Origin of the sequence: Shewanella psychrophila, assembly GCF_002005305.1 — a bacterium.
Classification (GTDB): Bacteria; Pseudomonadota; Gammaproteobacteria; order Enterobacterales; family Shewanellaceae; genus Shewanella; species Shewanella psychrophila.
This window is the reverse complement of sequence record NZ_CP014782.1, coordinates 3,705,267-3,719,395: the sequence shown is the minus strand read 5'-3', so window position 1 is coordinate 3,719,395 and position 14,129 is coordinate 3,705,267. Positions and strand designations below refer to the sequence as shown.

The 14,129-nt window shown below is 44.8% G+C and carries 14 protein-coding genes; 6 read left to right on the top strand and 8 right to left on the bottom strand.

Features of this window, described 5'->3' with window-relative positions; translation table 11 throughout:
• Positions 1-49 precede the first annotated feature (49 nt).
• Entirely contained in the window at positions 50-214 is a 165-nt protein-coding gene (locus tag sps_RS28215) for a hypothetical protein (protein ID WP_179948378.1), read from the bottom strand.
• A 225-nt stretch (positions 215-439) separates the two neighbouring features.
• Between sps_RS28215 and sps_RS15935 the strand changes: the two genes are divergently transcribed.
• Entirely contained in the window at positions 440-1,801 is a 1,362-nt protein-coding gene (locus sps_RS15935) for an esterase/lipase family protein (protein WP_077753425.1), read from the top strand.
• Between the two features lie 121 nt (positions 1,802-1,922).
• On the top strand, positions 1,923-3,011 hold the full coding sequence (locus sps_RS15930; protein ID WP_077753424.1) for a branched-chain amino acid aminotransferase: 1,089 nt from the start codon (positions 1,923-1,925) through the stop codon (positions 3,009-3,011).
• 81 nt (positions 3,012-3,092) lie between these two features.
• Here sps_RS15930 and sps_RS15925 read toward each other — a convergent pair whose 3' ends face one another.
• The 7 genes from sps_RS15925 to sps_RS15895 form a co-directional block, all read right to left on the bottom strand.
• Positions 3,093-3,503: a hypothetical protein gene (locus tag sps_RS15925; protein ID WP_077753423.1), complete on the bottom strand. Its 411-nt coding sequence runs from the start codon at positions 3,501-3,503 to the stop codon at positions 3,093-3,095.
• Positions 3,504-3,698: 195 nt separating this feature from the next.
• A complete protein-coding gene (locus sps_RS15920) occupies positions 3,699-4,625 on the bottom strand; it encodes an acyltransferase (RefSeq protein WP_077753422.1) in 927 nt (308 codons plus the stop codon).
• 7 nt (positions 4,626-4,632) lie between these two features.
• Positions 4,633-5,538, bottom strand: coding sequence for an acyltransferase (locus sps_RS15915; protein WP_077753421.1), 906 nt, complete (start codon positions 5,536-5,538; stop codon positions 4,633-4,635).
• A gap of 136 nt (positions 5,539-5,674) precedes the next feature.
• Positions 5,675-7,198 carry a YifB family Mg chelatase-like AAA ATPase gene (locus tag sps_RS15910; RefSeq protein WP_077753420.1) on the bottom strand — a complete coding sequence of 508 codons (1,524 nt, stop codon included), beginning with the start codon at positions 7,196-7,198 and terminating at the stop codon, positions 5,675-5,677.
• A gap of 202 nt (positions 7,199-7,400) precedes the next feature.
• Positions 7,401-7,805: a MaoC family dehydratase gene (locus tag sps_RS15905; RefSeq protein ID WP_077753419.1), complete on the bottom strand. Its 405-nt coding sequence runs from the start codon at positions 7,803-7,805 to the stop codon at positions 7,401-7,403.
• Positions 7,795-9,570: a class I poly(R)-hydroxyalkanoic acid synthase gene (gene phaC / locus sps_RS15900; RefSeq protein ID WP_077753418.1), complete on the bottom strand. Its 1,776-nt coding sequence runs from the start codon at positions 9,568-9,570 to the stop codon at positions 7,795-7,797. Before phaC ends, sps_RS15905 begins: the two co-directional genes overlap by 11 nt.
• 54 nt (positions 9,571-9,624) lie before the next feature.
• Complete coding sequence (locus sps_RS15895) at positions 9,625-9,975, bottom strand: phasin family protein (RefSeq protein WP_077753417.1); 351 nt, start codon at positions 9,973-9,975, stop codon at positions 9,625-9,627.
• A 691-nt stretch (positions 9,976-10,666) separates the two neighbouring features.
• Here sps_RS15895 and sps_RS15890 point away from each other — a divergent pair.
• The 4 genes from sps_RS15890 (at position 10,667) to sps_RS15875 (ending at position 13,997) form a co-directional block, all read left to right on the top strand.
• Entirely contained in the window at positions 10,667-11,269 is a 603-nt protein-coding gene (locus sps_RS15890; protein ID WP_077753416.1) for a TetR/AcrR family transcriptional regulator, read from the top strand.
• 148 nt (positions 11,270-11,417) lie between these two features.
• Complete coding sequence (locus tag sps_RS15885; RefSeq protein WP_077753415.1) at positions 11,418-12,575, top strand: iron-containing alcohol dehydrogenase; 1,158 nt, start codon at positions 11,418-11,420, stop codon at positions 12,573-12,575.
• A 103-nt stretch (positions 12,576-12,678) separates the two neighbouring features.
• On the top strand, positions 12,679-13,359 hold the full coding sequence (locus sps_RS15880; protein WP_077753414.1) for a type 1 glutamine amidotransferase domain-containing protein: 681 nt from the start codon (positions 12,679-12,681) through the stop codon (positions 13,357-13,359).
• Between the two features lie 11 nt (positions 13,360-13,370).
• The gene (locus tag sps_RS15875; protein ID WP_077753413.1) at positions 13,371-13,997 is read left to right on the top strand and encodes a glutathione S-transferase family protein; all 627 of its coding nucleotides are present in this window, start codon (positions 13,371-13,373) and stop codon (positions 13,995-13,997) included.
• The last annotated feature ends 132 nt before the right edge of the window (positions 13,998-14,129 follow it).

The window sequence follows — 14,129 nt, the reverse complement described above, 5'->3', positions numbered from 1 at the left end:
AAATGAATAATGAGAAGCGTAAATAAATTGTGATTAAGTATTCATCAAGTCAGTTTAAAGTTGGTCCAAGTGAAGGAGTGAGTTCCTGTTTATAACCATTTTGTTGTGCACCAACACCACCAACAAACCAATCGGCGGCCATAGAAGGCATTGCAAATGCGGATGTGATCACAGCCGCTAAAACTAAGGTTTTTTTATTCATCTTGTTGTTCATAAAAGTGCTCTTATTGTGGGTACGGGTCTTGTTGTGGGGGCATAGTAAGTGAACTGGGCTGAACCTTAACTGAACATTAAATTAGTATTAGCTAGCTTGGTGTTCCCGTGTGGCTTGTGGGAAATCTGTACTTTTTATAAAGCTCAAAGGAAAATATATCAGCTTGTTTTTACTCCCAAGATTGATATATTAACTATCTGAAATATAAACTTAATTGAGGTTGTGATGAAGCTGGTTTTTGTTCATGGTTGGAGTGTGACTAGCACTGATACCTATGGTGAATTGCCCCAAGCCTTAGCTAAGCTAGCAAGGCCTGAACTTAAGCTAGATATCCAACATATTCATCTTGGTCGCTATATCAGTTTCAACGATGAGGTGACGTTAGAAGATATTTCAATTGCCTTCGAAGCGGCGCGTCTTATAGAGCTGGGTGATGATAAGTTCTCTGTGATCACACATTCTACAGGTGGACCTGTGATCCGTACTTGGCTTGAACGCTATTACGGAAATAGCTTGATCAATGTTCCGCTTAATCACTTGATCATGTTGGCTCCAGCTAATCACGGCTCGGCATTAGCTCAGATTGGTAAATCCAGAGTCAGTAGACTCAAGGCCTGGTTTGACGGTGTTGAGCCGGGTAAGAGAGTGCTCGATTGGCTTGAGTTAGGCAGTGATGGCCAACATGCATTGAATCTTAACTGGCTAAGACATGGTTTTAGTGAAGCTGGCATTTTCCCCTTTGTGCTCACTGGTGAGGCTATAGACCCTAGCTTGTATGACTATATGAATAGCTATACGGCTGAGCCAGGCTCTGATGGTGTGGTGAGAAGTGCCGCGGCGAATATGAACTTCACTTATATAAACTTAACGCAAGAGATCGAGCTAACTTGTATGGGGGTCGAAGGTGATTGCGTGAGTAGGCTGACTCTGGCCGAGCATAAAGTACCTGTCCAGAAGTGTGCTTTCGAGATAATCTCAAGAGCCAGTCATAGCCAAAATATCATGGGGATTATGGCATCGGTGACACGAAAAAATGCCAGTAAGAAGAGGGCGGTCTCTTCGATACTCGAGTGTTTATCTGTTGGAAATAGCAGTCAATATGCTGCAGTATCTAAGGCTATGGTACTGCGTACGGACAAGGTAAAGAAAAAGCAGCGCCACAGCATATTAGTAGTGCGGGTTACCGATGAACTTGGCCATAAGGTGACCGATTTTGATCTATACCTACTCAGTGGTCCAGACTTTAGTCCAGGACAGTTACCAAAGGGCTTTATGCTGGATAAGCAAAAGAATAGTCAAAATGGCAATTGTATTACGCTTTATCTGGATACCAATAAGCTACTGTCTGTGTCCGAGGGGAAAATTGGTTTTAAAATTGTTCCTCGGCCAGATAAGGGTTTCAGCTATTATCAAACTGCCGAATATCACTGCGAATCCAATCAGGTGGGCCTGTTAATTAAGCCAGATCAGACGACACTCGTTGATATTGTGTTGAGACGTCACATACATCAAGAGACTTTTACCTTAATTAATACTGATGATGTTCGCCCATTTGATTCTCTAAAAGGTTATAAGCTGCCTAAGTGATTCATGGGCGTTTTAAGTTTACATATTTGATGCATGTAGATTTTAAAGGTAAGCCCCATTCTGCTTGACTTTACTGCCTCTCATCCATAGGCTGCTTATTCAGTAATCAAGGTGGTATGCAATGCAAATAAACTATAATTTAAAATCTGCGTCTGAGCGCCGTACTGAACAGTTCGAGCCTAAAGAAAATGTGGGCTTCGGAAATCTCAGAACCGATCACATGTTTTTAATGGATTATCGCGACGGGGAGTGGCGAGACCCAAGAGTTGTGCCTTACGGGCCTTTCCAAGTAGCACCTGGTGCCATCGCCCTGCACTACGGCCAATCTGTGTTTGAAGGTGCTAAAGCATTCAGACACGATGACGACGAGATCTATACCTTTCGTCTGAATAAAAATGCCGAGCGTCTCAATCGTTCTGCCGATATTCTTTGTATACCGGCTATGCCTGAAGAGTTGCAGTTGGCCGGCATTAACGCGCTTATCGATGTTGATAGGCTCTGGTTCCCGATGCAGGAAGATGCCTGTCTCTATATTCGTCCGTTTATCTTTGCAACTGAAGATAGATTGTCGGTGAGCCCGAGTGAAGAGTACACATTCTGTGTGATCCTGAGCCCAAGTGGTCCTTATTATTCAGATGGGTTCGATAAGGCGATTCGTTTATTGATCAGCGAACGTTTTCACAGGGCTGTTTCAGGTGGTACCGGAGCATCGAAAGCTGCGGGTAACTATGCTGCCTCATTGAAAGCGGGCAAGGCTGCTGCCGAATATGGTGCGGCTCAGGTCTTGTATTTAGATGCCAGCAACAAGCAGATTGAAGAAGTGGGCGCGATGAATCACTTTCACGTGCTGAAAGCTGGCACTGTGATTATTCCTACGTTTACCGATACGATTCTCAAGTCGATCACCTCTGAGTCTATTCTTGAGCTCGGTGACCTACTGGGCTGTGAAGTTCGCCAAGAGACTGTGATGCTGGATCAGTTTATTGCAGATATCGAATCCGGCGAGATCATTGAGGCTGGTGGTTTTGGTACCGCCGCTGTTGTATCACCAGTTGGCTCTTACATCTTCGAAGATAACCGTGTCGTTACTGTGGGTGATGGCCAGGTTGGTGCAAATACTCGTCGTATATATCAAGCATTGACCGACATTCAGAAGGGTAAGATTGAAGGCCCCAAAGGTTGGATGCAGTTGGTAAACCGAGTGACTTAAAAACTTAATCACTGACAAATCTACAAGATTGAAAAGGCGCTTTACAGCGCTTTTTTGTGCCCACCTTTATCCCGATAGGTATTAGTTCAGCATGACTCGTGCGGTGACTGACACAGCCTGGCTTGAATAGTTGTCCTTGGTTGCGATAAAACTCTGACGGGAAAAGATTTCGAGTTGAAGCTCGTCGGCTTTGAAACTGGCTGAAATCTGCATGAGATCCATAAGCTGTATTTCTCCCTGTGAGTTGATCGTGAATTTAGCGGTGAAGTCACCTGTAATTATTTGATCTTGGAATAACATCGACCAGTCCAGTACGCCATCTTTAACTATCCAATATTGACTTAGTTCAGACACACTTACATGAAGGGTCTGGGAAGGTTTTGAAACGGGTGTAGATAAGCAGCTACATCCTGTGAGCAGTACGGTCACACTGACTAAAATACTTTTAAGCCAGTGTGACAAATTCTTCCCTGATAAATTTAGTATATTCATTATTCTTCTTCTTATATTTTTGCCTAGTTGAGACATTCAGCAGACAGTAATATAAGGTATTAACTTTTTAGTAACAAATCCAGTTAAGAATTAATTAGCTGATTAATTTGTTTGTATTTTAAGCAGAGGTAATAGCAGGCGGGAAAGTGGTATAAATTAAATGGAAGCGGCAGGAGCCACTTCCATTTATTAGGGTTATTTGTTACTTGAGTCAGCCTCTACTGCACCGTGTTTAATCATTAGCTGGTGAATCTGCTCATCTTTTTCTTCCCAGATTTGATTTAACCAACGCTGGAAATCGACTCGGCATTGAGGTTCAGAAAAGTAGCGTTTGTTATCTACTTCAGGAACCGGAAGTACCTGAACTCTCACGACGATCTTCTTGATTTTACCATGCATGACATCCGACAGAGGATCGTCTTTTGCCTCTGGATAGACCACAGTGACGTTAAGTAAGTTGGTAAACTGCTCGCCCATGGCCGATAGGGTAAACGCAATACCGCCAGCCTTGGGGCGTAACAGGTATCGGTAAGGAGAGTCTTGACGTCTATGCTTCTCTTTGGTGAATCGGCTACCTTCGACATAGTTGATGATAGAGGTGGGCATGGTCTTAAATTTCTCACAGGCACGTCTGGTAGAGATAAGATCTTTGCCTTTAAGCTTGGGATTCTTCTTTAATTTTGCTGGGCTGGTTCGGCTCATAAATGGCATGTCGAGAGCCCAACAGCCTAGTCCTAAAAAGGGGATATACATTAACTCTCTTTTCAGGAAAAACTTAAGCATAGGGATGTGATTTCGCAGTACATAAGTTTGCGCTGCGATATCGAAGCCACTGAGATGATTACTGATGAGTAGATACCAGGCATTTTCATCCAGATTATCCAGCCCTTCTATGTCCCACTCTATGTCGGCAAGCAAATAGAGAATGCCGCCGTTGCAAGTGGCCCAGGCCCACATAAAGCGATTCATGATCTTAGTGAGTAAGTTGCGTCCCGCAGTAAAAGGCACCAGTAACTTAACGATCCCACCAAGACTGATCAATCCTGCCCATAGGGTTGTATTGATCATTAATAGGAGTGAGCTCATAAAATAGAGCACTGAACCAGGTAAAAAATTTAACATCTTGGGGTCACACCTTTTGGTTTACGGTTTTTTCTTGGGCAAGTAGCTCAAGGGTCTGATCTTTCTTTAGCCAAAGTTGGTTTAGCTGCTCCTGGAAAGCAATTTTAAACTCACGGTCTTTCATATAGTCACCGCGCATCGCCGCAGGGATCTCTGACACATTGATATGCACATGCACTTCTTTTACTTGTCCACTGATGTAATCCCAGTAACTAGGTACTTTTTCTGGGTAATAGATGGAGACATCCACCAGCTTGTGAATATGCTCCCCCATAGCTGAGAGGGCAAATGCCAGGCCGCCGGCTTTAGGTTTGAGCAGGTGCTTAAACTGTGAATTTTGTTGTCTATGCTTGTCGGCTTTAAAGCGCGTACCTTCGACAAAATTCATCACGCTGACAGGTTTTGACTTAAACTTTGCGCAGGCCTTACGGGTGATCTCGATATCTTTTCCTCTCAGCTTAGGATTCTTCCTAAGCTGAGCCGTGCTGTAACGGCGCATGAAAGGAAAATCCAGTGCCCACCAGGCTAACCCCAAAAATGGTACAAAGATCAGCTCCTTCTTGAGGAAAAACTTCAAGAAAGGGATTTTACGGTTCAGTACTCGCTGCAAAATGACGATATCGACCCAAGATTGGTGATTGGCGATAACCATGTACCATTCCTTAGGTGAGAGTTCTGCATTACTGTGAATATGTACTTTTACCGGGTGAAAGATACGTTCTATAACACCGTTAATTGTGATCCAGCTGGTGGCACAACTGTCTAATAAGCTAGAGCAAGCGGTTCTGACTGCCGGGATCGGTATGAGTTTAATCGGGCTAAAAATGATAATGGGAAGTACCCAAAAAATAGTATTCACTAGCCAGCACACGAATGCCAGACTGCCTCTGATTAATGACAAAACTCTACCCACTTAACATCCCCCGACAAAATTGGAGACTTATATTACTCTCAGTAGACCATTTGCTCAATCTCGATGTGGCAGATAGCATAAATTTTCACAATAACTTATAGCTATAAATGAAAGTATCTTCGAAGTTTGGTCGAGGTTAGTATTGCGTCTTTAAGCTGTTTAACAGTCGATCCATGGCTCTGTAGCCCAAGGCTTGAGCTATGTGTTTGCGTTCGACGGCATGACTTTGATTCAAGTCGGCAATGGTGCGTGCGACTCTCTGTAAGCGATGGTAGCTTCTTACCGATAAACCTAACTTGTTGACGCTCTGTTCCAGAAAAAGCAGGTCGGCCTGTTTAAAGTTACCTAATTCCTTAAGTTGTTTACCCGTTAAATCACTATTGAGTACGCCCGCACGTGCCAGTTGTAACTCTCTTGCAATGCTAACTCGCAGTGCTATGGATTCACTGGTTTCTGTGGAGGGCTCAGATTTGGTCAAGGCGCCGGCCGGGAGGCGAGGGACCTCTATGGTGAGATCGAACCTGTCTAAGAAGGGGCCTGATAAACGAGACAGGTATTTTTGTATCTGATCTGGCGTTGCTCTGGCATTATCAATGTCGCCACATGGACTCGGATTCATCGCCGCTATTAGTTGAAAGCGACTAGAGAATTTAAGCTTAGCTGCGGCGCGGGAGATAACAACTTCACCAGTCTCCATTGGCTCTCGCAGGCAATCGAGAACTTTTCTCGGAAATTCGACCACTTCATCGAGAAATAGTACACCGCGATGAGCTAATGAGATCTCACCAGGCTTGGGATTACTGCCGCCGCCAACCAAAGAGACCGCCGAGCTGGTGTGATGAGGATTACGAAAGGGACGTTTGTAAAAGGATTTAGGCTCGATAACTTGGCCTGCTACCGAGTGTAATGTAGCGACCTCTAGAGCCTCATCGTAATTCAGTGGTGGCAGTAGCTGCATCAAACGACTTGCAAGCATGCTCTTGCCTGTTCCAGGAGGCCCAAGAAGCATTACGTTATGGTTGCCAGCAGCGGCAATTTCTAAGCCTAGCTTGGCCTGGTATTGTCCTATGACGTCACTAAAGCAAAGCCCGGTATCTACTTGATTTGTATCGATCCACTCCAGGCTTGGTTCGATACCAGGCAGCTGTGATTGCCCATGGAGGTATTCGCTCAATCCCTGTAAATGCGAAGCAAAATAGACCTTATTGAAACCCACAAGTTCAGCGTCATCACGATTATCCAGTGGGATCACTAAAGGTGTATTCTGTTGCCTTGCTTCTACTATGACGGGCAATAGTCCCTGGCAGTGTCTGATGTGACCTGAAAGCGCAAGTTCGCCAACAAATTCATGTTCTTTTAGTGCATTTTTTGGGACTTGTTCCGATGCAGCCAGAATACCTATAGCGATGGGGAGATCGTAGCGTCCACCCTGTTTGGGGAGATCGGCTGGGGCTAGATTCACTGTGATGCGGCGCATGGGGAACTCAAACCCAGCATTGATAATAGCGCTGCGAACGCGCTCTTTCGCTTCCTTGACCGAAGTCTCCGGCAGGCCTACGAGATTAAACGCGGGCAATCCATTGCTGAGATGAACTTCGACGGTAACGGGAGGGGCATCGACTCCTTTGTTAGCTCTGGTTGCGACACAGGCAATGGCCATAAACAAATCCTTTTGTTTAGTTACTAGCTATAGTTTTAGCTGTTAATCAATATTTTAACTCTTAGAATGAGTGTAGCAGGTAAACGTAGAATTAAAGATTATTGACTAGGCTTAAAGAAGGTTTACGGCGCTCAAGTAGTGGGATATTAAAAGGAGAGAGTGAATAGCAATAATTGAGACTGCTATTCACATGTCTTATGTATTAAACAGCTTGAGCTAGCCTCACAGTAGCTTCACCTGTGATGGTTAACTCCATTTGCTGGTTAAAGACCTCGGTGAGTAGGGTCACTATGGGCTTATCTTCACGGATGTGGGTCACAGTCACTCTGGCTGTCACAGATTCACCGACAAATATTGGCTTAGTGAATTTCAATGTTTGGCCTAAGTAGATGCATCCGGCACCGGGAAGTTTACTGGCTAACAAGCCAGATATCAGGCTTGATGCTAGCTTTCCATGGACTATGGGTCTGCCAAATTGAGTCGTCGCCGCATATTCTGCATCGAGATGCACAGGATTATAGTCCTCAACCAAGGCGGCAAAGGTGGCCACATGTTCTGCTGAAAGTGTTTTTTTAATACTCTCGCTATCGCCGATTTTAATCTTCAACTGATGCCTCCTCTTTCGCTGTCTTTATGACGTCTGCAATACCTTGCCTGACATAGGTGCCAGGCGCGTCCAATTCGCCTTCCAGAGTGCGTGGCGCGATACGCTCACCGAAGTTGCGTGCATCGGCCCAGGTTTGCCAGTGGGGCCACCAAGAACCGTCATTTTTGTCGGCGGTACTTAGCCAATCTCGGGCATCAAGCTTGGTGTCTTCATTGGTCCAGAAACCGTATTTGTTAGCATCAGGGTGATTCATCGGGCCGGCAATATGGCCACTCTCACCCAGAACGAAGGTGCTATCGCCACCGAGCAGGTGATTGCCTTGATAAGTGCCTTGCCATAATGCGATATGATCTTCGATAGCCGACATGAAATACACGGGGGCATTGACCTTTTTCAGATCTATGGCGACATTTCCCACCTTGAATTTACCCTTTTCACATAGTTCATTATTGAGGTAGAACTGCCTCAACATCTGGTTATGGCAGGCCGCTGTAATATTGGTGTTATCGCTATTCCAGAAGAGTAAATCGAAAGCCATCGGGCTCTCACCTTTAAGGTAATTGGTGATGTAGTAGTTCCAGTACAGGGCATTTTCTCTTAGCAGGCTAAAGGAAACAGCCATCTGGCGACCGTCCATATAGCCTTTACTCTCATTCTGAGCTTCGATGGCACTTATCATCTGGTCATTGATAAACACGCCCAACTCTCCGGGTTGAGAGAAATCGAGTATGGTAGTGAGCAAGGTCGCAGACTTAATTCTCTGTTTAGTCCGTTTAGCTGCTAAGTAAGCCATGGTTGTGGTCAGCAAGGTGCCACCAATGCAATAGCCGATACCGTTAACTTCACGCTCGCCGGTTTGTTTTTCGATGGCATCCAGTGCGGGTATTACGCCTTGTAGCACATAGTTTTCATAACCCGTTGCAGCCATCTCGGCATTTGGATTTATCCAGGACATACAAAATACAGTGTGGCCCTGGGCAACCAACCAACGAATATAGGAACGTGATGCTCGTAGATCCATGATGTAGTACTTGTTAACGAATGGCGGGACGATAAGTAACGGACGCTTGTAAACTGACTCGGTGGTTGGCTGATATTGGATCAGCTCGAACAATTCGTTGGTAAATACAACCTTGCCCGGGGTGGCTGCAATATTATCACCTAACCTGAATGCGTTCTTATCTGTCATTCTAATGTTCAGGGTATCGGCACTCTGAGATAAATCTTTGCTCAGTTGCTCAAAGCCCTTAATGAGATTCTCTCCATTAGTGTCTAAGGTTAATTTGAGGATCTCAGGATTAGTCGTGACGAAGTTTGTTGGTGCCATGGCATTAAGAAACTGGCGGGTAAAAAATTCGACTCTATGTCGAGTCGGGTCGTCAAGATCATCGGCAGAAGCAACAGCCGCTTCTATATTTTTACAGGCCAGTAGGTAACTTTGTTTAATGTAATTGTGAAAGGCATTCTCACTCCATGCTGGGTCACTGAAGCGTCGATCGGGTTTAGCATCGGCATCCTGATCTGAGCAGGCTCCTGTCACACAGCTATTAAACAGTTCCATCTGTTGCTGCCACCACTGCATCTGTTGCTCAAGGTGTGTCATTGGCTGGTTGCTGAAAGATTTCATCAGAGAGGCCCAATCCTGAGTCTGATTTTCTAGCAGGGCTTTTTGAGTCGGTGATTGAGATTGCAGCGGTTGTAGAAATTGCTGGTTCATTTTAAGGAGTTGATCGAATACATGGTGAAATGGGGATTGATTAGTCATGAGCATTTTCCTGAATAAGGTACCTGCAAAAGCGGCCCTTGAGGCCGCACGCGATTACTTTGCAGGTTTAGCCGCTTTCACGCTTTCATTGACAAACTGATCGGCAGCTTGCTTGAAAGTTTGGCCAACTTGGCTAAATTTCTGACTATCTTCCATCAGTTGTTGGCTCACCTTAGTGATCAATTCAAGCTGCTTAGACCCATGAGTCGCCAGGCTCTGTCCATCTGTAATAGATGTCGCGCTCTTGACCTGCTCATTGCCTATGGTGCTGTAAGCCTTCAGGCTTTCAAGCTGAAGACGTGATAGCTGCTCGATGTTTTCTGCGACTAATTGGTTGAACTGGTTAAAAGGGGCAAATACTTGCTGTAGTTGGTCATTAAAAGATTTAAACATTTCCTGATTCATAACTTTTATCTCCACTGTTAATCTACTTCGTCTTTGGCCCATTAGCCGATATCCCATTTATAAGCGAAATTAAAACAAGCTGTAAAAATAGATCTTTAAACAACTGTTTGAATAGCTTATGTGTCGATACTGACAAGCAAAAATGACAATGTCATTACTTTATTTGTCTAGTTAATTTAAGTTATTAACAAGAAAGTCATCATTTGATTTAAAACATTGGCAGAAGTTGTTAAGGAACTCTTAATGTACCTAGTGTTGAGGAGATTAGTTTGTTTTGCTTTTGTTTGAAATTATAATTTAAAAAACAATGTAAATATTTGAATCAGTCATAAATAGTTATATTTGTTTTTCGGTTCTTATCTGTTTTATATCTTATTGTCCTAAGTTTTAATCTATTAATTACAAATGTAACGCCTTTGATGTTTGAATGAATAAAGATAATTAACTCAATTAAAGTCAATTTATTAAAATTTAACGAGTAAAATTAGACTTATATTAGTGAATATTATGAGTGAATAAATTTGGACTAGACTTAAACGTTTTCTTCCTTATTCTCCAATATATTGCGGCTGTAATATCTGGGATTAGTTAAACAAGTAAACTATTTCGAAACGTGAGCGGATCACTAGCTTAGCTAGGACAAAAAAGAATTACTAGACGACTGGTCTAGTTTGCCGTAGACTCGTTTCCCATGAAAACAGAATCTCCAACACAATCCACTCGTCAGCATATTCTCGACGTTGGCTACAAGCTGATCGTTGCCAAGGGTTTTTCCTGTGTGGGACTCTCGCAATTGCTGCAAGCGGCAGAAGTGCCTAAGGGCTCCTTTTATCACTATTTCAAATCGAAAGAGCAATTTGGTGAAGCGCTTATTCAGGGATACTTCGAAGGTTATAAGTCTGATCTAGATACCTTGTTTGGTAATACTAGCCTGAACGGTTATGACCGCTTGATGACGTACTGGCAGAGATGGCTGACTGCACAGACCCAAGGCTGTATCGATCAGAAGTGCCTGGTGGTCAAACTCAGTGCGGAAGTGGCCGATCTTTCAGAGGCCATGCGCTTGGCGTTACTCAAAGGCTCTGCCGGTGTGATTCAGCGCCTGACTGCTTGTATTACTGCGGGTGTCGAAGATGGCTCCATTGCGGAGCGAGATCCACAATCAACAGCCGAAATGTTGTATCACATGTGGTTAGGTGCCAGTTTAATGAACAAGCTAGGCCATAGCCCAGATGCCCTAGATAGGGCGATAGAAACAACTAAGTCGGTTCTGCAGCCAATATCGAAGGCTTAGTTAGTAAAAGAATAAATTAAGACTCCCGCGTGTCTGGCTAAGGTGCGCGGGGATTTTTTTCAATAAACACTAGCCGACTGGTCTATTTTTTATCTTATTGGTTTTTAGATAGACAGTTCAAATAATATGATTAATGTGAGGCAATGCCATGTTTAATTTTGACTACTACAACCCGACCCGCATCAGCTTTGGTGAGGGGAAAATTAGTGAGCTGGATAAGTTAGTCCCACAAGATGCCAAAGTCTTAGTACTATTTGGCGGTAGCAGTGCTCGAAAAACAGGCACCTTAGATGAAGTTAAGCAGGCGTTGGGTCAACGTGAACTGCTTGAGTTTGGTGGAATTGAGCCTAACCCCACCTATGAGACCTTGATGCAGGCGGTCGAGGTGGTCAAAACCGAGCAGATAGACTTCTTATTGGCAGTGGGCGGCGGCTCAGTCATTGATGGCACCAAGTTTGTCGCAGCCGCGGCAGTTTTTGACGGCGAGCCTTGGGATATCTTGCTTAATTGGGGGGCTAATGTCACTCAGGCCATGCCTTTCGGTACAGTGTTAACCCTGCCAGCAACCGGCAGCGAGATGAACAATGCCAGCGTGGTGACCCGTAAATCTCTCAAGGCCAAACTGCCGTTTCGTAACGATCTTGTGTACCCGCAGTTTTCGGTATTGGATCCGACTAAAACCTTTACCTTACCCGAGCGTCAGGTGGCTAACGGCGTCGTCGATGCCTTCGTGCACATCACCGAGCAATACCTGACATACCCGGTGAATGCCGCAGTTCAGGACAGAATAGCCGAAGGCTTGCTGCAGACGCTTATAGAGCTAGGTCCTCAGGTATTAGTTAATCCTGATGACTATGACATTCGTGCCAACTTGATGTGGGTCGCCACGACGGCGCTCAACGGCACCATAGGTAGCGGTGTTCCCCATGATTGGGCGACACATATGATAGGTCATGAGCTCACGGCCCTTTATGACATGGATCATGCTCGTACCTTGGCGGTCATTCTGCCTTCCTTGCTGACGCTGACAAAAGAGGCTAAGCGTGAAAAGCTACTCCAGTTTGCCCATCGTGTGTGGCATGTAGATCAAGGTAGCGATGATGAAAAAATAGAGCTGGCTATCACTAAGACCCGCGACTTCTTCGAGGCCATGGGGATCCCGACCCGACTATCAGACTACGACTTAGGCAAACAAGATATCGATGTCGTCATTGGGCAATTAGAAGAGCACGGCATGGTGGCACTGGGTGAACATGAAAATATCGACCTCGCCATGAGTCGCGATATCTTAACCTTAGCGCTTTAACCTGATTGAATGAATTTCAAGCCGTACAGTGCGGCTTATTAGCTCGGCAAACGACTACATACCTTTCGGTATGAGATTACTTTTTGAATATTAAGGATCGAAAATGAACATTCTTATAGTACTGACCTCTCACGATAAACTTGGCGATACCGGCCTTAAGACAGGCTTTTGGTTAGAAGAGTTTGCCGCGCCCTTCTATGCATTTAAAGATAAGGGCCACAGGATCACATTGGCCTCTCCGTTAGGCGGTCAGCCGCCTCTGGATCCTAAGAGTGATGAAGCCGATTTTCAAACGGCGGCGACAGATAGATTCGCCAAAGACTCAGAATCTCAAGCGCTACTGGCTAATACTCGAGTACTAAATACTATCGATGCCGACGATTATGACGCGGTATTTTATCCCGGTGGTCATGGCCCATTATGGGATTTGGCCGAAGATAGGGATTCTATCGCGTTGATTGAAGCCTTTCATCAATCAGGTAAGACACTTGGCTTAGTATGTCATGCACCGGCGGCGCTACTGCATCCTAAAGGAGCCGATGGCAAGCCGTTAGTGGATGGCAAACAAGTGACCGGGTTCAGTAACTCAGAAGAAGATGCGGTGCAGTTGACTGATATCGTGCCTTTCTTAGTGGAAGATATGCTGCAACAAAAGGGCGGCACTTATGTGAAGGGCGATGATTGGGCAAGTTTTGTTGTCAGCGACGATAACTTGATCACAGGTCAAAACCCGGCATCATCAGATGCGGTAGCCCATGCCATGATGGCGCAACTTAACCGCTAAGGAAGCACATTATGATCACTTTACACCATCTGAATAAGTCGCGTTCTAAGCGTATCATCTGGTTACTCGAAGAGTTGGGTCAGGCTTATGAGATTAAAAGCTATCAACGTGACAGCCAGACATTTTTAGCGCCGCCTGAGCTTAAGCAGATCCACGCTCTAGGCAAGTCTCCAGTCATCGAGTTCGACGGTAAGGTTATCGCCGAGTCTGGTGCGATTACCGAGTATCTTATCGAGCGTTTCGCGGCCGATAGGTTAGCACCGATTCGTGATAGCCAAGATCACATCGATTATCTGCAATGGCTTCACTTCGCCGAGAGCTCGGCAATTTTACCTTTATTGTTGCGTATGTTCGTCGAAAAAGATGGCTGCAACACTAACTTTCTCGAAGGCTATGCCAAGACCGAAGTGGAGAAGGTGCTGAGTTATTTCAATGATATTCTCGAAGATAAAACCTATTTAGTCGGTGGCAAGCTCAGTGGTGCGGATATCATGATGTCCTTTATCGTTGAAATAGTGCAAAACAATGGCGAGTTAGGCCAGTATCCTCATATCGAGCGATATGGAGCACTATTAAGCCAGCATCCCAACTGGTTAAAATCGGTTGATATTGAAGCCGAACTCGATGCTTCGGCATAATAACGCCTGTCTATGAAGCAGATTAAACAAGCTAATTAGATTGAGCTTGTTTAATCTAGAGTGAACATTAGGCCTTAATCAGGTTCACTCATTTTTATTATATTAAATTAGATAACCAGAGCTATTCTTAAA